At 53.0% G+C, this 19850-nt stretch carries 18 protein-coding genes; 16 read left to right on the top strand and 2 right to left on the bottom strand.

Going from position 1 to position 19850, the window contains the following annotated elements; translation table 11 throughout:
• Positions 1 to 84 precede the first annotated feature (84 nt).
• The 7 genes from coaBC (at position 85) to FGS84_RS12620 (ending at position 7397) form a co-directional block, all read left to right on the top strand.
• Positions 85 to 1281, top strand: coding sequence for a bifunctional phosphopantothenoylcysteine decarboxylase/phosphopantothenate--cysteine ligase CoaBC (gene coaBC, locus FGS84_RS12650; protein WP_138308776.1), 1197 nt, complete (start codon positions 85 to 87; stop codon positions 1279 to 1281).
• A 288-nt stretch (positions 1282 to 1569) separates the two neighbouring features.
• Positions 1570 to 2547 carry a LacI family DNA-binding transcriptional regulator gene (locus FGS84_RS12645; protein ID WP_138308775.1) on the top strand — a complete coding sequence of 326 codons (978 nt, stop codon included), beginning with the start codon at positions 1570 to 1572 and terminating at the stop codon, positions 2545 to 2547.
• Between the two features lie 81 nt (positions 2548 to 2628).
• The gene (rbsK, locus tag FGS84_RS12640; RefSeq protein ID WP_138308773.1) at positions 2629 to 3516 is read left to right on the top strand and encodes a ribokinase; all 888 of its coding nucleotides are present in this window, start codon (positions 2629 to 2631) and stop codon (positions 3514 to 3516) included.
• A gap of 21 nt (positions 3517 to 3537) precedes the next feature.
• Positions 3538 to 3954 carry a D-ribose pyranase gene (rbsD, locus tag FGS84_RS12635; RefSeq protein WP_138308772.1) on the top strand — a complete coding sequence of 139 codons (417 nt, stop codon included), beginning with the start codon at positions 3538 to 3540 and terminating at the stop codon, positions 3952 to 3954.
• Between the two features lie 27 nt (positions 3955 to 3981).
• A complete protein-coding gene (locus FGS84_RS12630) occupies positions 3982 to 5472 on the top strand; it encodes a sugar ABC transporter ATP-binding protein (RefSeq protein ID WP_138308771.1) in 1491 nt (496 codons plus the stop codon).
• A complete protein-coding gene (gene rbsC, locus FGS84_RS12625; RefSeq protein ID WP_138308768.1) occupies positions 5472 to 6413 on the top strand; it encodes a ribose ABC transporter permease in 942 nt (313 codons plus the stop codon). Before FGS84_RS12630 ends, rbsC begins: the two co-directional genes overlap by 1 nt.
• A gap of 66 nt (positions 6414 to 6479) precedes the next feature.
• On the top strand, positions 6480 to 7397 hold the full coding sequence (locus tag FGS84_RS12620) for a D-ribose ABC transporter substrate-binding protein (RefSeq protein WP_138308766.1): 918 nt from the start codon (positions 6480 to 6482) through the stop codon (positions 7395 to 7397).
• 64 nt (positions 7398 to 7461) lie between these two features.
• Here FGS84_RS12620 and FGS84_RS12615 read toward each other — a convergent pair whose 3' ends face one another.
• The gene (locus tag FGS84_RS12615) at positions 7462 to 8691 is read right to left on the bottom strand and encodes a DUF1266 domain-containing protein (RefSeq protein ID WP_138308765.1); all 1230 of its coding nucleotides are present in this window, start codon (positions 8689 to 8691) and stop codon (positions 7462 to 7464) included.
• Between the two features lie 354 nt (positions 8692 to 9045).
• On the opposite strand from FGS84_RS12615, the gene FGS84_RS12610 reads away from it, so the two are divergent.
• The 9 genes from FGS84_RS12610 to FGS84_RS12570 all read left to right on the top strand — a co-directional run bounded on the left by FGS84_RS12610 (position 9046) and on the right by FGS84_RS12570 (position 18699).
• Positions 9046 to 10650 carry a peptide chain release factor 3 gene (locus tag FGS84_RS12610; protein ID WP_002567108.1) on the top strand — a complete coding sequence of 535 codons (1605 nt, stop codon included), beginning with the start codon at positions 9046 to 9048 and terminating at the stop codon, positions 10648 to 10650.
• A 74-nt stretch (positions 10651 to 10724) separates the two neighbouring features.
• The gene (locus FGS84_RS12605) at positions 10725 to 11171 is read left to right on the top strand and encodes a GatB/YqeY domain-containing protein (protein WP_138308763.1); all 447 of its coding nucleotides are present in this window, start codon (positions 10725 to 10727) and stop codon (positions 11169 to 11171) included.
• A gap of 92 nt (positions 11172 to 11263) precedes the next feature.
• Positions 11264 to 12667 (top strand): Sapep family Mn(2+)-dependent dipeptidase, encoded by a 1404-nt coding sequence (locus FGS84_RS12600; RefSeq protein ID WP_138308761.1) that lies wholly within the window; start codon positions 11264 to 11266, stop codon positions 12665 to 12667.
• A 56-nt stretch (positions 12668 to 12723) separates the two neighbouring features.
• Positions 12724 to 13869 (top strand): hypothetical protein, encoded by a 1146-nt coding sequence (locus tag FGS84_RS12595; RefSeq protein WP_138308759.1) that lies wholly within the window; start codon positions 12724 to 12726, stop codon positions 13867 to 13869.
• 488 nt (positions 13870 to 14357) lie between these two features.
• Positions 14358 to 15374, top strand: a complete 1017-nt coding sequence (locus FGS84_RS12590) for an ATP-binding cassette domain-containing protein (protein ID WP_138308758.1) — start codon at positions 14358 to 14360, stop codon at positions 15372 to 15374.
• A 1-nt stretch (position 15375) separates the two neighbouring features.
• Positions 15376 to 16041, top strand: a complete 666-nt coding sequence (locus FGS84_RS12585) for a methionine ABC transporter permease (RefSeq protein ID WP_138308756.1) — start codon at positions 15376 to 15378, stop codon at positions 16039 to 16041.
• Between the two features lie 252 nt (positions 16042 to 16293).
• Positions 16294 to 17217, top strand: a complete 924-nt coding sequence (locus tag FGS84_RS12580) for a MetQ/NlpA family ABC transporter substrate-binding protein (RefSeq protein ID WP_138308754.1) — start codon at positions 16294 to 16296, stop codon at positions 17215 to 17217.
• 207 nt (positions 17218 to 17424) lie between these two features.
• Positions 17425 to 18333 carry a DUF4190 domain-containing protein gene (locus tag FGS84_RS12575; protein ID WP_138308752.1) on the top strand — a complete coding sequence of 303 codons (909 nt, stop codon included), beginning with the start codon at positions 17425 to 17427 and terminating at the stop codon, positions 18331 to 18333.
• Between the two features lie 105 nt (positions 18334 to 18438).
• Positions 18439 to 18699, top strand: a complete 261-nt coding sequence (locus tag FGS84_RS12570; protein WP_138308750.1) for a YlmC/YmxH family sporulation protein — start codon at positions 18439 to 18441, stop codon at positions 18697 to 18699.
• A gap of 222 nt (positions 18700 to 18921) precedes the next feature.
• Here the strand turns inward: FGS84_RS12570 and aroD are convergent, their stop codons facing one another.
• Positions 18922 to 19680 (bottom strand): type I 3-dehydroquinate dehydratase, encoded by a 759-nt coding sequence (gene aroD, locus FGS84_RS12565; protein ID WP_138308748.1) that lies wholly within the window; start codon positions 19678 to 19680, stop codon positions 18922 to 18924.
• Positions 19681 to 19850: the final 170 nt, after the last annotated feature.

Here is a 19850-nt window from a genome sequence, read left to right as displayed (position 1 = left end):
CTCCTTTCAATCAAATAGGATGTATGTTATACTTTAACATGGATTGTAACATAGAAAAAGAGGAAAGACAACCGGAGGAATCATATGTTAAAAGGAAAGACAGTCCTTCTTGGAGTGACAGGAAGCATTGCAGCATATAAGATAGCCAGCCTGGCCAGCATGCTGGTCAAAAAGGGCGTGAAGGTCCATGTACTGATGACGGAGAACGCCACCCGCTTCATAAATCCCATAACCTTTGAGAGCCTGACAGGCAATAAATGTCTGGTGGATACCTTTGACCGGAATTTCGAATTCAGCGTGGAGCATGTGGCGCTGGCAAAACAGGCGGATGTGGTGATGGTTGCCCCTGCATCGGCAAATGTCATCGGGAAGATAGCCCATGGCATTGCAGATGATATGCTGACCACCACGGTGATGGCCTGCAGGTGCAAAAAGATACTGGCCCCGGCCATGAATACCAATATGTACGAAAATCCGGTTCTGCAGGACAACCTTGAAATCTGCAGGAAATACGGCATGGAAGTCATAACGCCGGCCTGGGGCTATCTGGCCTGCGGGGATACCGGGGCCGGAAAGATGCCGGAACCGGAGGTGCTGTACCAGTATATACTGCGGGAAGCTGGTTATCCCCGGGATTTGGCCGGCAGACGGATACTTGTGACAGCCGGGCCAACCAGGGAAGCCATTGACCCGGTGCGCTACATCACGAACCATTCCACAGGCAAAATGGGGTATGCCATTGCCAGGGTGGCGGCCTGCAGGGGAGCTGCAGTTACCCTGGTAAGCGGCCCCGTGGACCTTGCCCCTCCCCTGTTTGCGGACACGGTTTTGGTGGAGAGCGCCAGGGAGATGTTTGAGGCAGTGACCGCCAGGAGCGGGGAGCAGGATATCATAGTCAAGGCAGCGGCAGTGGCTGACTACCGTCCGGCCGTGGTGGGAACGGAAAAGATGAAGAAATCGGACGGCGACCTGTCCATTGCCCTGGAGCGTACAGACGACATACTGGGATGGCTGGGACAGCACCGGCGTGACGGCCAGTTCCTCTGCGGATTTTCCATGGAAACCCAGAATATGCTGGAGAATTCCAGAGCTAAGCTGGCAAAGAAGCATATTGACATGATTGTGGCCAATAACCTGAAGGTGGAAGGCGCGGGATTTGGTACGGATACCAATGTGGTGACGCTTATTACCAGGGACAGTGAGAAGGAGCTTCCCATTATGTCCAAGGAAGAGGTGGCGGACTGCCTGCTGACTGAAATTTTGAACAGAATAGAGGGGTAGGCCGGGGGTTGTAATTATCATCCCCCCTACTCTATAAAACGACAGGTTGATATTATCTTAACAAAGTCGTTGTGAAATATATCTAAAAAAGCAAAGTATTTCACAGGAAAACCCTGCTTCATATTGTAGATTTAGACTAAAATGGCGAAAGAAAAAATTGAATATTGACTTTAAAACTGTCAGAATATATAATTAAATCATACTTGAAACGGGTTTCAAGAATAAAACATACAAAGGGCGGAGGCGCCGGAAGGTGCATAATCCGCAGACGGGCAGGATGGTGGGCTTATGACGAGCATACGGGACGTGGCAAAACTGGCAGGCGTATCCCCCTCTACCGTATCCAGGGTAATGAACGGTACGGCCAGGGTGGATGACGAGAAGAGACAGAAGGTGGAACGGGCCATATCAGAAACCGGTTTCAAGCCAAATGAGGTGGCCAGGTCCCTTTATAAGCGCTCATCCAAAATCATCGGCATACTGGTGCCCAACATCATCAACCCGTTTTTTAATGAGCTGGCAGGAGCCGTGGAGGAGGAATGCGACCGCAGGGGATACCGCCTGACGCTCTGCAATTCCAACGATGATTTGGAAAAGGAGAAACGGAACCTGAACCTGCTGGAGCGCATGAATGCAGACGGGGCCATCCTGATGACCAACATGGATGAGATACATAAGGAAATCGGGAACTGCCGGATTCCGGTGGTTATGATTGACCGGCAGATTGAGGGCGGAAAAGAGATTGCCTGCATCCAGTCCAACCATTACCAGGGCGGAAGGATGTCCATGGAGCATCTCCTGGAATGCGGCTGCAGGCATATTGTGCAGATAAGCGGCCCGCTTCATCTGTCCAGCGCCAGAAAGCGCCACCAGGGATATCTGGATGTGTGCAGGGAACGGGGAATTGCGCCTGCCTGGATAGAAGGGGATTACAGTTTTGAATCAGGAACCGAGATGGCGGCGCGGCTTTTGGAACTTCATCCGGATACGGACGGAATCATAGCAGCCAACGACATGGTGGCCATATCGGTGTATAAGGAGCTTCACAGGAGAGGCATACGGGTTCCAGAGGATATACAGCTGATTGGGTTTGACAACATTTCCCTCAGCAGCCTGTTTACGCCGGAGATTACCACCATTGCCCAGCCCATAAAGAAGATGGGGCAGGAGGCGGTGCGGATGCTGACGGAATACGTTGCCGGGGCGCAGATTAACCGGAATAAGGTATTCGATGTCAAGCTGATAAAAAGGGACACAACTCTTTAGGGAATGCCTGGCGGCGTATTGGCCGGGCAGGCCCGGACATCAAAGGGATAAAATAAAATGTAAAGGAGAAAAGGAGGAATTATGAAGACAGCAGTGGTAGGCAGCATCAACATGGACATGACAGTGACAGCCGAGCGTATTCCCTTAAAGGGAGAGACGCTGAAAGGAGAGGACATCCGCTACATACCGGGAGGAAAGGGCGCAAACCAGGCAGTAGCCATGGCAAAGCTGGGAGCCGATGTGGAGATGTTTGGCTGCGTGGGCGATGATGAGGCGGGAAAAAGCCTTATTAAGAACATGGAGGACATGGGAGTGGGAACCTCCCACATCAAGGTTGCTCCCGGAGTAAACACAGGACTGGCGGTCATCACTGTGGGGGACCATGACAACACCATCGTGGTGGTGGCAGGAGCCAATGACAGGGTGGACCGGGACTATGTGGACAGCATAAAAGAAGCACTGTTTGCGTGCGACATCGTATTGCTGCAGCATGAGATTCCCCAGGACACGGTTGAGTATGTGATTGACATCTGCCATGAAAATGGAGTGAAGGTGGTACTGAATCCGGGTCCGGCCAGACCGGTGAAGCCGGAGGTTCTGGCCAAGGTGGACTACCTTACGCCGAATGAACATGAGGCAGCCATCCTGTTCGGGGATATGACGGTGGAGGAGATGCTGAAGGCGCATCCAGGCAAGCTGGTGATTACCCAGGGCTCCAGAGGCGTATCCACATGCCTTCCCACAGGAGAGATTCTTACTGTGCCGGCCAGGAAAGCCAATGTAGTGGACACCACGGGGGCCGGAGACACATTGAACGGGGCATTTACCGTGCAGATTGCAGGAGGCAGCACCATGGAGGAAGCGCTCCGGTTTGCCAATACGGCAGCCAGCCTGTCCACGGAGCGGTTCGGTGCCCAGGGCGGAATGCCTGACTGCGGCCAGGTGCTGGACGCCATGAAGCAGGCGTAATGTTGGATGGAGGAAGAAAACATGAAGAGACACGGCATACTTAACAGCAATATTTCCAGGGTACTTTCATCCATGGGGCATACGGACCGGCTTGCAATTGCTGACTGCGGTCTGCCTGTACCGCAGGGAACAGAGCGCATTGATTTGGCGGTAACATTTGGAAATCCCCGGTTTATGGACGTCTTGAAAGCGGTTTCAAACGATATGAAAATAGAGGCAGTGGTTCTGGCTGAGGAAATCAAAGAACAGAATCCACAAATCCTGGAGGAAATCCAGGAGCTTTTTGCCAGCCTTGAAACCGGTTTCAAAATAGAAAAAGTAGAATTTGTCCCGCATACCCGCTTTAAGGAGATGACAAAGGAATGCAGGGCCGTTATACGGACCGGCGAGACAACGCCCTATGCCAACATTATCCTGCAGTCCGGCTGTATCTTTTAAAGCAGAAACTATCTGGAGGGAAACAACATGAAAATTGAAATGAAAGGAATCAACAAGTCCTTTGGCCAGAACCAGGTCCTTAAGGATGCGGGCTTTGCGCTGGACGACGGGGAAGTACACGCCCTGATGGGAGAAAACGGCGCAGGCAAGTCCACCCTGATGAAAATCCTTACCGGCGTTTATACCCGGGATGGGGGTACGGTCATTGTGGACGGAAAAGAAGTGACCTACAAAAGCCCGCAGGAAGCGGAAAAGGCCGGAATCGTATTTATCCAGCAGGAGCTGAATGTACTGTTCGACCTGACGGTGGAGGAAAACCTCTTCCTGGGCAAAGAAATAAAGAAGGGCTTTGGAATATGCGACCGGAAGGCCATGAGGGCAAAGGCAGAGGAGACCTTAAACCGTCTGGGAGTCAGCATCCCCACAGACAAGGTGATGTCTGAGCTTTCCGTGGGACAGCAGCAGATGATAGAAATATGCAAGGCGCTGATGGTGGACGCAAAGGTCATTATCATGGATGAGCCCACGGCAGCCCTTACCCAGAGCGAGACAGAGGTGCTCTTCGAGGTGATGCAGTCCCTGCGGAAAAAGGGAGTGTCCATTGTCTATATATCCCACCGTATGGAGGAGATTTTTGAGCTCTGCGACCGCATTTCCGTGCTGAGGGACGGTACCTACATAGGCACGAAGAAGATTCCGGAAACCAATATGAACGAAATCGTCAAAATGATGATTGGCCGGGAAATCGGCGAACGGTATCCAAAACGTGACTGCGCCATTGGAAACGAAGTGTTCCGGGTGGAGGGCCTGACTAAGGAGGGCGTGTTCCACGATGTGAATTTCTCCGTAAAGGCAGGAGAGGTCCTGGGGGTATCCGGACTGATGGGGGCAGGGCGTACGGAAATCATGCAGGCTATTTTCGGTAATCTTTCTTATGAAAGCGGCAGCATTTTTATTGACGGAAAACAGGCAGTGATTAAGAATCCGATGCAGGCCATAGAGCAGGGAATCGGATTCATAACAGAGGACCGCAAAACAGAGGGCCTTCTTCTGGAGGAGAGCATTGAGAAAAATGTATCCCTGACAAACCTGGGGCGCATCTCAGGCAGGGGCAGGGTGGTAATCAGCAGGGAGAAGGAAAAAGGGCTGGTCACCAAGGCCATAGAGGAGCTTCATATCCGGTGTTTCGGACCAGGACATGAGTGTGTAAACCTAAGCGGCGGAAACCAGCAGAAGGTGGTATTCGCAAAATGGATTTACACGGAACCCAGAATCCTGATTCTGGATGAACCCACAAGAGGCGTTGACATCGGCGCCAAGAAAGAGATATACAGCATTATAAACCAGCTGGCTGAAAAGGGCGTTGCCATCATCATGGTGTCCTCTGAACTGCCGGAGGTATTGGGAATGAGCGACCGGATTATGGTGGTGCGCGAAGGCATGGTCAGGGGAATCATCAACCAGGGTGAGGCTGACCAGGAGAAGATAATGACATTGGCTACGGGAGGTACCTTATAATGAATGAAAATAAAAATAAAGTCATCAATTACGCCCAGGATTTCGGGGCACTCATTGCCCTTATCCTGCTGGTGGCGGGCATCAGCATTGCCAGCCCAAGTTTCCGCACCGGGGCCAATTTCCTGTCCCTGCTGCGTCAGTCTTCCATCAACGGGCTCATAGCCTTCGGCATGACCTTCGTCATTCTGACGGACGCCATTGACTTATCCGTTGGTTCGGTGCTGGCCCTCAGCACAGCCCTTTGCGCAGGCATGATTACAGCCGGGGTTCCGGCTGGTCTGGCCATGATTCTGGCACTGGTTCTGGGATGCGGCATGGGTGTTGTCAGCGGCATCATGGTAACAAAGGGACGTCTCCAGCCTTTTATCGCAACCCTGATTACCATGACGGTGTACCGCGGCCTGACCATGATATACACCAACGGTAAGCCAATCTCCAACCTGGGCGACAGCTTTATCCTGAAGGTGGTTGGAAAGGGAAAGTTCTACGGTATTCCGATTCCGGTCATTCTTCTGATACTGTTGTTCCTGCTTTTTTACTTCCTGTTAAATAAGACCACCTTCGGGCGCAGAATTTACGCAACCGGAAGCAACTGGAAATCTGCCAAGCTGGCAGGTGTGAACATACACAGGACAAAAATCCTTGCCTATGCCATATCCGGCACCATGGCAGCCTTATCCGGCCTGATTCTGCTCTCCAGACTGGGTTCCGCGCAGCCCACCCTGGGAAGCGGCTATGAGCTGGACGCCATTGCGGCAGTAGCCCTGGGCGGCACCAGCATGAGCGGCGGCAGGGGAAAAATCTACGGAACCCTGATAGGCGTGCTGATTATTGCAGTGCTGAACAACGGCCTTAATATCCTGGGCGTATCATCCTACTATCAGGACGTCATCAAGGGCCTGGTCATCCTGATTGCAGTGCTCTCAGACCGTAAGAGATAGGAAACCGTAAAACCGCGTACATGTATCTGATATGAATATAAAAATAAATTTCGGGAGGAAAAGACCGTGAAGATTAAGAAAATACTGGCCCTTGCGGCAGCATTTACAATGCTTACGGCAGTGGGAGGCTGCAACGCCATCACCATTGACGGGGAGGAAAACGTTAAGGAGGGAAGCAGCGGAAACGTGATTGGTTTTTCTGTCTCCACCCTGAACAATCCATTTTTCGTAACGCTGACAGAAGGGGCCAGGAGTGCCGCGTCAGAGAAAGGGGTGGAGCTGGTGGTCGTGGACGCAGGGGATGACGCTGCCAAGCAGACCAGCGACATCGAGGATTTGGTGTCCAGAAACGTGGGCGTGCTGATTGTCAATCCGGTGGATTCGGACGCAGTTGCCCCGGCAGTAAAGAGCGCCATGTCCCAGGGAATCAAGGTGATTGCAGTGGACCGGGGAGTCAACGGAGTGGATGTGGACTGCCAGATTGCATCTGACAATGTGGCGGGAGCCAGGATGGCAACCGAGTATCTGATGGAGCTTGTGGGAGAGGGCGCCAAGGTGGCTGAATTACAGGGCGTGCCAGGAGCCTCAGCCACCATTGACAGAGGAGAGGGCTTCCACCAGGTGGCGGATAAATCCCTTCAGGTGGCTGCCAGCCAGACCGCTAATTTCAACCGTGCGGAGGGTATGACGGTTATGGAGAACATCCTTCAGTCCGACGGCACCATTAAAGGTGTGTTTGCCCACAATGACGAGATGGCCCTTGGGGCAGTGGAGGCAGTTGCTGCTTCCGGCAAGGACATAAAGATTGTTGGATTCGATGCAACGGACGATGCCCAGAAGGCGGTAAAAGACGGCAAGATGGCGGCCACGGTTGCCCAGAAACCGGATAAAATGGGTGAGACAGCCATTGAGGCAGCCGTCAGTATCATGGCTGGTGAGACTGTGGATAAATCCATTCCGGTGGAAGTGGAGCTGATTAAATAGCAGAAATGAGATGGACCCGCCAGACCGGAACTTCCGGATGGCGGGTCCATTGCTGCCGGTTATATTACCATGTCTTTACCAGCTCTGTCTTAAAGTCCACCGTGTAAGGGCTGTCGTCCCTAGTCTTTAAATCCTCATAGACAGCCCTGCGCTCGTCGGCGCTTTCTTCGGCCCAGTATTCATAGCCCCGCATATAGCTGTCCATCAAATCATCCCAGGATTCAAACAAAGGCTGCATGGCCGTGGCGATTTCCAGGGATTTATCCAGGGCCTCCTGCTCGGTATAGTAGCCAGCCAGGTAGTAAAAGCTCATCAGGTTCATGGCGCGGCAGTAGTCCCAGCCTGCAATGGCGTCAGGGCCGTACTGCTCATAGAAGCCGAACATATCCGCGTAATTCCGGGCCTCATCCACGGTCATCTCAAACTGGTCCAGCAGGAATGCGCTTCGCTCGTCCGGGGCAATGTCCCTGATACCGGATTCATCCAGGTATGCCATGTCCTCGGCAAAGGTGGCCCGGTGTCCTTCTGTCAGAATCCAGTCCAGGGTGCTGTCCGCTGTCTCGCGGTCCGTGACGCTCCACCATTCTTCCAGTGATTTCTGCTCCATGGCCATCACCTCATCGTTGGCCGCCAGGCCGGCAAACCGGTTGTAATCCCAGCCGTTCAGGTCGGTGAGGACCGCGTAGGAGGCGTTGAACCAGCGGACCGTATCCGTCAGCTCCGCGGTGGTCCTGTCTTCCTCCTCAGGGGCATTTTCCTGGAATTTGGAACATGATGCCTTGAAGGAGGCTATCTTGCGGTCGCTCATCTTATTGGCCACATAAGCCATGGAGTAGTAAGCATAATCTGTTTCCCCGTAGACAACATAGGCATCCACCTTGGAGCCGTCCACCGACATCTTTCCGGTTATGGCGGTCAGGCTGGTCATGCCCGGCACCTCCGGCGCCTGGGCTTCGGCCTCGCCGGATATATTGTAGCTGGTTTTTATAATGTCCTGCACGTCCTCCAGACTGGAGGCCTGTCTGGCCGGACCGCTTTTAGGAAACTGAAGCAGGAACACTGCGTTGTCCTCCTTGGCGCTGGAAGCAATCAGCCATCCGTCCATGGGCGCCTCCTCTGTTTTCCAGGACTTGTCCAGATAAATGGACGCAGTGTCATCCGGGGTGGAGAATTCCTGCATCTGGGCCAGCATATCCTCCGGGGTTTTGGCCTTGCAGCCCTGCAGCGCTGCGGATGCCAGGGCTGCTGTGAGACAGAAGGTCAGGGCCAGTTTTTTGGGGGTTGTACATTTCATGGTTTTATCCTCTCTTTGTGGTCCTTTCAGGCCTGTCAGCTGGTTACGGACAGGCATGGACCGTATCTATACAGTATACTATATAACCATTCCGCACAGCAACCTGTAATTTACAGAGATTTCCATAGAATGGGGTGTCCTTAGCACCCGGCGCCTGTATTTCATACCTGTGAATACATGAGAGAGAGATATGTACGGCAGGCAGGGCTGCATATGGAAAAACGGCCGGTAAATTCAAAAGCCAAAGGCCTTGACTTATGATTCCAATCATAATAGAATAAAAATTGGATGATTTTGGGCGTACTTCCAAAGTACGTCCATCTTTTACTCAATGGAAAACGGAGGACGAATAACTTGTCACAGATAGATAACCAGATGACAGAAGAGATAAAAAAGCGGAGGACATTTGCAATCATATCCCACCCCGATGCAGGTAAGACCACGCTGACAGAAAAGTTCCTGCTGTACGGCGGCGCCATCAACCTGGCCGGAACCGTCAAGGGGCGCAAGGCTGCCAAGCATGCTGTGTCCGACTGGATGGAGATTGAGAAGGAGAGGGGTATCTCGGTGACTTCTTCCGCCATGCAGTTTAATTACGACGGATTCTGTATCAATATCCTGGATACGCCGGGCCACCAGGATTTCTCAGAGGATACCTACCGTACCCTGATGGCGGCGGATTCCGCGGTCATGGTCATCGACGGTTCAAAGGGCGTGGAGGCGCAGACCATCAAGTTGTTTAAGGTATGTGTCATGCGCCATATCCCCATCTTTACCTTTATCAATAAGTTTGACCGGGAGGCCAGGGACCCTTACGAGCTTCTGGACGAGATTGAGGAGGTGCTGGGAATCCGCACCTGCCCGGTGAACTGGCCCATTGGATGCGGCAAGAGCTTTAAGGGCGTATACGACCGGTTCTCAAAGAAGATAACCACCTTTACGGCTGCCATGGGCGGCGCCAGGGAAGTGGACAGCCAGGAGTTTGCAGTGGACAGCGCGGATGTGGATTCCATAATCGGACAGGACTATCACCAGCAGCTCAGGGATGATATTGAGCTTCTTGACGGGGCCAGCGACGAGCTGGATATGGAGCGTGTCAGGATTGGGGATTTGTCGCCGGTATTCTTCGGCTCGGCTCTGACCAATTTCGGTGTTGAGACCTTTCTGGAGCATTTCCTTAAGATGACAACGCCGCCTCTTTCCAGGAAGACCCTGGACGGGGTGATTGACCCGTTCCGCCCTGATTTTTCCGCCTTTGTGTTTAAAATCCAGGCCAACATGAATAAGGCCCACAGGGACAGGATTGCTTTTATGCGCATCTGTTCCGGCAAGTTTGAGGCAGGCATGGAGGTAAACCATGTGCAGGGAGGAAAGAAAATCCGCCTGACCCAGCCCCAGCAGCTTATGGCCCAGGACCGTAAGATTGTGGAGGAGGCCTATGCCGGCGACATCATCGGCGTCTTTGACCCGGGGATTTTTGCCATCGGAGATACCCTGTGCGCTTCCAATGAGAAGTTTCAGTTTGAGGGCATACCTACCTTTGCGCCGGAGCATTTTGCCAGGGTGCGCCAGGTGGATACCATGAAGCGCAAGCAGTTCATAAAGGGAGTAAACCAGATAGCCCAGGAGGGTGCAATCCAGATATTCCAGGAGTTTAATTCCGGTATGGAGGAAATTATCGTGGGCGTGGTGGGCGTACTGCAGTTTGAAGTGCTGACCTACCGTCTGCGGAATGAATATAACGTGGAGGTCATCCTGGAGAAGCTGCCCTTTGAACACATCCGCTGGGTGGAAAATCCGGGCGAGGTGGATGTGGCCAGGATTCAGGGTACATCTGATATGAAACGCATTAAGGACTTAAAGGATAATCCGCTGCTGCTGTTCATCAACAGCTGGAGCGTGGGCATGGTATTGGACCGCAATCCGGCGCTGAAGCTGTCGGAATTCGGAAGAGCTTAGAACAGAGCCGGGCGGCAGACGTTTTTTTCAGCGAGAATGAATGCAATCAGCTGCCAACAGAAGGAGGTAAAGTCATGAGTAAGATTGATGCTGTAAGGGCTGCCATGGTGGAGGCCATGAAGGCTAAGGACAAGGCCAGGAAGGATTCCCTTTCCATGCTGCTGTCCGCTCTCAAGAATGCGGAAATCAACAAGAGAGAGCCTTTGACGGAGGAAGAGGAGAACGCGGTCGTTAAGAAAGAAATCAAACAGACCCAGGAAACGTATGAGATGGCGCCGGCAGACCGTGAGGATATCCGGTCAGAGGCAGCGGCCAGGATGGCTGTATATAAGGAATTCGCACCCGAAGACATGAGTGTGGAGCAGATTCAGGCTGTCATAGGCGCTGTCCTGTCTGAACTGGGGATAGAGAATCCCACGGCTAAGGATAAGGGCGCCATCATGAAGGTTCTGATGCCCAGGGTCAGGGGAAAGGCCGACGGCAAGGTGGTCAATGAAACCCTGGCTTCCATGTTCCGGTAAAGACAGTTTTTGGGTTTTGAGAGCGGGCCGGTTGGAGCAGGACAATATAAGGATGCGGGGCTTAAGCTTTGCAGGAAAAGGAGACGGTAACAATGTATAGGAAAGAGATTGAAGGTTTTATTGACGCCCACAGGGAAGAGATGATAGAGGATATCTGCACGCTGTGCAGGATTAACAGTGAGAAGATGCCTTATGTGGAGGGCAAGCCTTACGGGGAAGGCCCGTTCCAGGCTCTTCAGGCAGCTCTCAGCATGGCGGAGGGGTATGGATTTTCCATCCGCAACTACGACAACTATGTGGGGACAGCCGACCTCAATGACAAGGAGAGGCAGCTGGACATTCTGGCCCATCTGGATGTGGTTCCCGCAGGCGAGGGGTGGACGGAGACAAAGCCCTTTGAGCCGGTGGTAAAGGACGGAAAGCTGTTTGGCCGCGGTACGGCTGACGACAAGGGTCCGGCTGTGGCTGCGCTCTATGCAATGAGGGCGGTGAAGGAGCTGGGAATCCCGCTTAATAATAACGTCAGGCTGATTCTGGGCACGGATGAGGAGTGCGGAAGCTCTGATATCGTAAATTATTACGACAAGGAGGAGGAAGCCCCCATGACCTTTTCGCCGGATGCGGAATTTCCGGTTATCAATATTGAAAAAGGACGCCTGGAAGGTCATTTCCACGCATCCTTCCAGGCTTCTGAGGCAATGCCGAGGCTGGTGAAGGTGGAAGCCGGCATAAAGGCCAATGTGGTTCCGGGCAAGGCCAGGGCCGTAGTGGAGGGCGTTGACCTTAAGACGCTGGAGGCAGCGGCAGAGGAAGTGGAGAAAGAGACAGGAATCTCCTTTGTACTGGAGGGGGATTTACCGGCCATCACAGTTACCGCCCAGGGAGAAGGCGCCCATGCATCCACGCCTCAGGAGGGAAAGAATGCCCTTACCGGCCTGCTGGTGTACCTGACACGTCTGCCTCTGGCAGAGTGCCCCCAGATGGATATGCTGAAGAACCTGTTAAAGCTTTTCCCTCACGGCGACACCTGCGGAAGAGCCGCCGGCATCAGTATGGAAGATGAGCTGTCCGGCGCCCTGACCCTTGCATTCAGCATGCTGACGGTTGGGGCTGACGGCCTGGAAGGCGTATTTGACAGCCGCTGCCCAATCTGCGCAACTGAGGACACTGTGCTGGGAGTGGTAAAGAGTGCCATGGCTGACTTAGGACTTACGTTGGAGAATGACACCATGATACCGCCTCACCATGTGGACGGAGATTCCCATTTTGTAAAGACACTGCTGTCCGTATATGAGGACTACACGGGCCTTGAGGGAAGCTGCCAGGCGACAGGCGGCGGCACCTATGTCCATACCCTTAAGAACGGCGTTGCCTACGGTGCAGCCCTGCCGGGAACCGATAACCGCATGCACGGGGCAGACGAGTTTGCAGTGGTGGATGAGCTTGTTTTAAGTGCCAAGATATTTGCGCAGGTTATTGTTGAACTGTGCGGCTGATAGTGAAAATATACCCTGTTTTTCTGTGACCTGATTGTGAATGAGGGGATGATGGAATGGTGGGATTGGAAGGCGGGCCGGAACAAGGCGGGCCAGCTGCTTATGCGGAGAATATCCGGCAAGCCCGGTCTGCAGTACCGGACCGGCCGGAAAAAACAACAATTGCAGGTAAGAATGATTTATCAGAAACAGCTGTCAGAAACAACGGCTGCTACCGCCGGGACCGGACCGTGTGGACAACGGCGGAGGACGGGGAGGACTGGTGGGAGCAGGCGGTCCGTCTGCTGGAACAGCTGAAAAAGCAGTATCCGGGCATAGAGCTTCACCTGGCGGACGGGGAGGAAGCAAAGGATTTGGCTGCGCTGGCTGTCCGGGCAGGAACAGGTATGCATCTGTATCTGTCCCGGGAGTTTGTCCGCCGCATGGGCAGCAGCAGGGAGGAATTTGGCAGCTGCTATTCTGCGCTGTTATCCGCTGCCGGAACCCTCTGGGCGGAAAAGGGACAGACCATGGCTTCCGGGGCTTTTTTGGGGGAGAATGGGATTTCGTACTGGTCTGTGCCGGATAGGACGGATAAGGCGGCCTCGGCTGCGGTCCCGGTTCCCGGCGGGGAGAAAAAACCATCCAGCAGCAGCGGTACAGGGATGCACGTATCCCTTTCCCTCAATGTTTCCAGCCATTTTTCCCGTGTGGCCAGGGCGCGCACAAAGGGGCAGGTACAGGAAGCCATGTGGGACATATACAGGTCCATATCCAACCTGAAGACGGCAGCGGCCTATGGTGATGACCAGCAGCGGGTAAAGGCCTCCAGGGCCCTTCGTTCCCTGCAAAAGCTGCTGGGCCGGGGAGGCAGGAAGATGCGCAGGCTGGAGCAGGAAAAGCTTAAGCAGCGGGCGCAGAAAAAGGCGGAAAGGGAACACCGGGACCGAAGGGCCTTCCGGCTTAAGCAGGAGCAGAAACGTATGCGTTCAGCCAGACTGGGGGCAGATGCCGGTCTTGTGAAGGAAGGTCATGGAGACGAGTACTATATTCAGGCATACAGGCGGTTTTCCGGCCCTGGGGACAAGAGGGAGTATCAAACGCCGGAAGCAATCATGGCAGGCCTCTTTGAGGCCATGCCCTCGGGAGATGCAGGGGTGGCCGGAGCGTCAGAGGCCGGGTTTACGGCAGCCGATGTAGTTGTCTCAGGTGATGCCCTGTAAAACAGCGGGGATAGGATATCACAGCGCTGGTTACAGAGAGTATTATAAAGGATATTACCTGGGGGACTGTCCGGACTGCCGCAAAAAATGCCGCATAAATGTCTCTTCCGGCAAAAAATGCTTGACAAATAGGTTCATGTGATGTATTTTCTTAACTAAGATAAATCCCAGCGATTTGATAGGAATCGGTATAGGAGGAACTTATGAATCAGTTAAGAGCCATGCAGATGAATATGGATATGATGAACAGCATGTACATGATGATGTGCTGTGTATCCGCATGGGCAAAAAACTGAATGTAAGTTTCATCTGTATGGATTGTGATTAATCAGGAGACATCCCGGTAGCAGGGGAAGATTCAGGGCCGCAAGTCCGTGCAGGACATGCGGCCTTTTTGCCGTGATTCTGCCATGGATGCCGCAGCCAGGCGTGAATAGGCGAGAGATGCCAACTATGTGCTGCAGGAACAAAAGAAAGGAATTAGACCTATGGAAGCAAATAAAGAGAATCCCATCATCCAGCTGGTGGGGCTGGGGAAACAGTTCCAGACCATGAACGGTCCGGTTACTGCCCTGGAAGATATCAATCTGGAAATCCGGTACGGAGAGGTGTTCGGCATCATCGGCCTCTCCGGCGCAGGTAAGAGCACCCTGGTACGGTGCATTAATTACCTGGAAGTGCCGACCTCAGGAAAGGTCATATTTGAGGGAAAGAACCTGTCCGTGATGAAGGACAGGGAGAAACGTCTGGCCAGACAGTCCATGGGCATGATTTTCCAGCAGTTCAATCTGCTGTCCCAGAGAAACGTGCTTCAGAATGTCTGCTTCCCCCTGGAGATAGCAGGGGTGTCCAGGGCAGAGGCCAAAAAGCGGGCCGAGGAGCTGCTGACGCTGGTGGGGCTGGAAGACAGGATGAAGGCTTACCCGGCACAGCTCTCAGGCGGCCAGAAACAGAGGGTTGCCATTGCCAGGGCCATGGCAACCAATCCAAAGGTCCTTCTGTGCGACGAGGCCACCAGCGCGCTGGACCCCAATACCACCAAATCCATTCTGGAGCTGCTTAAGAAGATAAACAGGGAAATGGGAATCACGGTCATTGTTATCACCCATGAGATGGCAGTTATCGAGGCCATATGCGATAGGGTGGCCATCATAGACCACAGCCATATTGCGGAAGTGGGAAATGTATCCGATATCTTCTCCGGCCCCAAATCCGATATCGGACGCCAGCTGATTCTGGGGGATGTGGCTGAACAAAATCTGAGTTTCGGCAGCTCCCGGCAGATTCGTATTATTTTTGACGGAAGGGAATCTTCTGAGCCTGTCATTGCCAATATGGTGCTGGCCTGCAAGGTGCCGGTGAATATCATGCATGCGGATACCAGGGATATTGAAGGCAAGGCCATGGGTCAGATGATTATCCAGCTTCCGGAGGATGACACGGACGCCGGTAGGATTTGTAACTACCTGAAGACAGCCAATGTAAAGTTCGAGGAGGTGCGGTGAGATGCAATTTGATTCTACGACCATAAATATGCTGGTGAAGGGAATATGGGAGACCATCTACATGGTATTCCTGTCCTCAGCCTTATCCTATGTCATCGGTATTCCGCTGGGAATCGCCCTGGTGGTGACGGACAAGGAAGGCATCAGCCCGGTGCCGCTGTTTAACAAGGCCCTGGGACTTATCATCAACCTGCTGCGTTCCGTGCCATTCATCATCCTGTTAATCATGGTGCTGCCCGTTACCAAGTTCATTGTGGGAAAGACCATTGGATCCAATGCAACGGTGGTGCCTCTGATTATTGCCGCAGCCCCCTACATAGGGCGTATGGTGGAGTCTTCCCTGAAGGAAGTGGACGCAGGCGTCATTGAAGCAGCCAAATCCATGGGTGCATCCACCTGGCAGATTATTGTCAAGGTGCTTCTGCCGGAGGCAAAGCCTTCCCTGCTGGTGGGGGCCGCCATATCCGTGACCACAATTCTTGGATATTCTGCCATGGCAGGCTTTACCGGCGGCGGGGGACTGGGCGATATCGCCATCCGCTACGGATACCACCGTTACCAGACCGACATGATGATGGTGACCGTGGTGCTTCTGGTCATCATTGTACAGCTGATACAGGAAGTTGCCATGCGCATGTCCAGGAAGAGTGATAAGAGGATTCGGTAGGTAAAACAGGCAAGAGAATTACATTGGAAAATCATGTAAGAGGAATCATGTAAAAGAAATCATGTAAAAGAATCATCTGACAAAGTCGTGCAGGAGAGTCTGCTGAGGCAGCCCGGTTTCCCCGCAATGTCCGGAAAACGTATATGACCGGCGTAAGAGAAAACGGCGCCTGGCCTTGGCTGATGATAAATGCCGTATCATTCATGGCGCAAAATAACAGGGGCATTGCCCCAAAGCGAGGAGGACACAATTATGAAGAAAAACATGTTAGGTGCAGCCGTACTGGCTGCCGTGCTGGCATCAGGAGCGCTTAGCGCTTGCTCCGGCAGTCCAAAGGAAACCACGGCAGCAGATACAACTGCGGCAGCTGCCGGGACACAGGCCGCTGATTCCAAGGCAGAAGATACCACGTCCGCGGAGGAGGAAACCACCCAGGCCGGCGGAGAGCTTAAGGAAATCGTGGTAGGCGCAAGCCCTGCACCCCATGCTGAAATTCTGAATGCAGCCAAGGAGGTTCTGGCATCCAAGGGCTATGAGTTGAAAATTGTGGAATATACAGATTATGTACAGCCCAACAATGCACTGGATTCCGGCGACCTGGATGCCAATTATTTCCAGCACAAGCCATACCTGGATTCCTTTAATGCCCAGAACGGAACAAAGCTGGCCAGTGCAGGCGCTATCCACTATGAACCCTTTGGTATTTATGCAGGCAAGACAACATCCCTGGAGGAGCTTCCTGACAAGGCAACCGTACTGGTGCCAAATGATGTGAGCAATGAGGCAAGAGCCCTTCTGTTACTGGAGGCACAGGGACTGATAAAGCTGAAAGACGGCGTGGGCCTGGAGGCAACCAAGAATGATATCGTGGAGAACACCAAGAACCTGGATATCGTAGAGTTAGAGGCAGCACAGCTTCCGCGTTCCATTTCTGACGGCGACATTGCAGTCATTAACGGCAACTATGCAATCGAAGCAGGACTGAAGGTCAGCGACGCCCTGGCTACAGAGGATTCCCAGTCCCTGGCAGCTACCACCTACGGCAATGTGGTGGCAGTGAGAGAGGGAGAAGAGTCCAGCGATGCCACCAAGGCGCTGGTGGAAGCATTGACCAGCCCTGAGGTAAAGCAGTTCATGGAGGAAACATACGAAGGCGCTGTTGTTCCGTTGTTCTAGGGTGCGCTGATGACGGGAAGGAAGGTTCAAACAGGCTTCGGGAAAAGTGCATTCATATTCATAAAATTGTAAGAGGCTGTCCGCCGGGGATATACCCCGGCGGATTGTTTTATTTTACAAAATATGTTATACTTCTCCAAAAGTGCGTCCTGTTTTTTATGGACATACCGGTGCAGCCCTATGGGCTTGAGAGAGGAGATAAAATCCATGGAACATGAATACGATAACGGATGCGGAACCGGAGATGGCAAGGGTCCGGATTATCATACAGATAACAGGGAACCGGTGATAGTGGCGGAACAGCCTGCCAGGGAGGTGAAGGACGGGACCTTCGGACGGGAAAACGGCGGACGGGAAGCCGGTGGTCAGGAAGCTGGAGGTCAGAATGCTGCGGCAAAGGGGACGCCGGGCCGGGAATGCCCGGACCAGGAAAGAACGGTCCGGGAAAGCCCAGGCCAGGGTGGTTCCGATGGATGGAGCAGTCCCATAGATACGCCCCTAAGAGAGGACAGATGGAGCGATGGGGATAAGCCTTATCTGGGAAGTCCCTGGGAGCCGTCCCCATACGGGACAGCATATGGACCGGGAAAAGAGAACGGCGCCAGCGGAAACGACAGCCAGCCAATATATCAGCCGGCGCCGGCTTCTTATGGCCAGAGGCAGCCAGGGGCCGGACAGGGTCAGCCAGGTCAGGGCCAGCCGGGTCCAGCCCAGGGCGGCAGTGCCGGAATGGGCAGTGGTTCTGTTCAGAGGGACGGAAGCGACGGAAGGGGAAACAGCCGGTATCAGAGCCAATATCAGACCCAATACCAGACCCAGTACCAGTCCGGCCGGCCTGTTTACCAGGAAAAGAATAACATGGCAACCGCATCTCTGGTCATGGGAATTCTTTCTGTGTGCAGTATCTGCTGCTGCCTGCTGTTTGGTATTGTTTTCGGCGCCCTTGGCATCATATTTGCCATCATGTCAAAGAAGGAAGGCAGGATGGACGGCAAGATGGACGGCCAGGCAAAGGCAGGACTCATACTCTCTATTATTGGCATCGCTGTCACTGTGCTCATAGTTATCCTTTTTGTGGCGGTTGAAGTGCTTTACGTGATACCGGGGCTGGATTGATGGGGAATTATTATAAGAGATAATTATAAGAGGCGGAAATCAGGTTTTAATGGGACGGTATCCGGCATATAGTAGGTAGCAAGAGAGGCCGGGAGGCTGTGGACCGTGAGGATTTACGACCTTAAACAAAAAGAAGTGATTAATGTAAAGACCTGCAAGCGTCTTGGATTTGTGGGAGATGTGGATTTTGATATGGAGACGGGCTGTCTGCTGGCCCTGATTGTGCCTGGTCCGGGGTGCATATGCGGTTTTTTGGGGCGGGAGAAGGAGTATATCATTCCATTCTGCGACATCTGTCAGGTGGGAAACGATATTATACTGGTGGACATAAAAGAAAAAGATGTGACGGAAAGCATTAAATGCTGAAAGGAAACATGGCAGCGCGGATTCCAGTGGGATTCGCGCTTTATCCGTGTATGCGGGGACAGAGGAGTGGCCGCCAGGGTCTCCCCTGCCGGCCGGTTTGTGAGAAAAAGTTGTATGAAAAGCATTTGCTTTTTACAAAACTAACTATACAGATGAAATGTGAAGGTTTTATGGTGGAAATGTGAAAAAACTGTGAAGGGAACCGGAAAATGGCCGCAGCAGTCACAGGTTTTCGTGGATGATGGCCAGGATGTCTTTCAGCCTGCCTGCTTCAATCTGACCCGGAGCAGAGGCTTCCCCTACAGAGCCAAAGGTCATGCAGGAGCCGAACACTTCCCCTGACAGGCGGCTTATCAGTCCGGTGCCTTTCATGGACATGGTAATGACAGGGCAGGACAGGGACTGGCTGGCCTTATGGGTGGCTGAAAGAAGAGTAAGGACATCGCCGGCTGACTGCGGCATGACCGCAATTTTGGCTATGTCTGCCCCCAGTTCCTCCATGTGCTGCAGGCGGCGGAGCATCTCGCTTTCATCCGGTGTAGCCGTAAAATCGTGATTGGACAGGATGACGCTTACATGGTGTCTGTGGGCCAGGTCCGCCATCTCACTTACCATATCGTCGCCGGAAAAGAGCTCTATATCCACCAGCTGGATATGCCCGGAACAGATGGCGCGTTCCGCCAGGGAGCGGTAAGCCGGGAGGGAGGCGGGCAGATGGCCGCCCTCCTTATGTGTGCGGAAGGTAAAGAGAAGCGGAATGTTATCCAGAGCAGCTTCCAGGCCGGGAAGAACCTGGTCCAGGGTACCTGGTTCCATAATGGACTCAAACCAGTCCGCCCGCCATTCAGCCACATCCACAGGCAGCTCCGTGAAGGAGGCTGCCTGACGAATCAGGGAGTCATAGTCCCTTTCCACCAAAGGAGCGCATAGTTTCGGCATTCCCTGACCAAGTACAGTTTGTTTTATAATAACATTTTTCATGATAAAGGGCACCTTTCCTGTAATCTTTTTGGTTCTGTATGGATTCATTATAAAGGAGGGAGGGGAATTCGTCCATACCGGAATGAAAAAAGAACAAAGTCCTTGCGATTCGTACTTTCTTCGGTTAAAATATATGAAGCGTTTAAGACGATACGTGAAAAAGAAAGGAA

Origin of the sequence: Clostridium sp. 1001271st1 H5 (genome assembly GCF_005845215.1) — a bacterium.
Taxonomy (GTDB): Bacteria; Bacillota; Clostridia; order Lachnospirales; family Lachnospiraceae; genus Enterocloster.
This window is presented reverse-complemented; position numbering and strand designations above follow the sequence as displayed.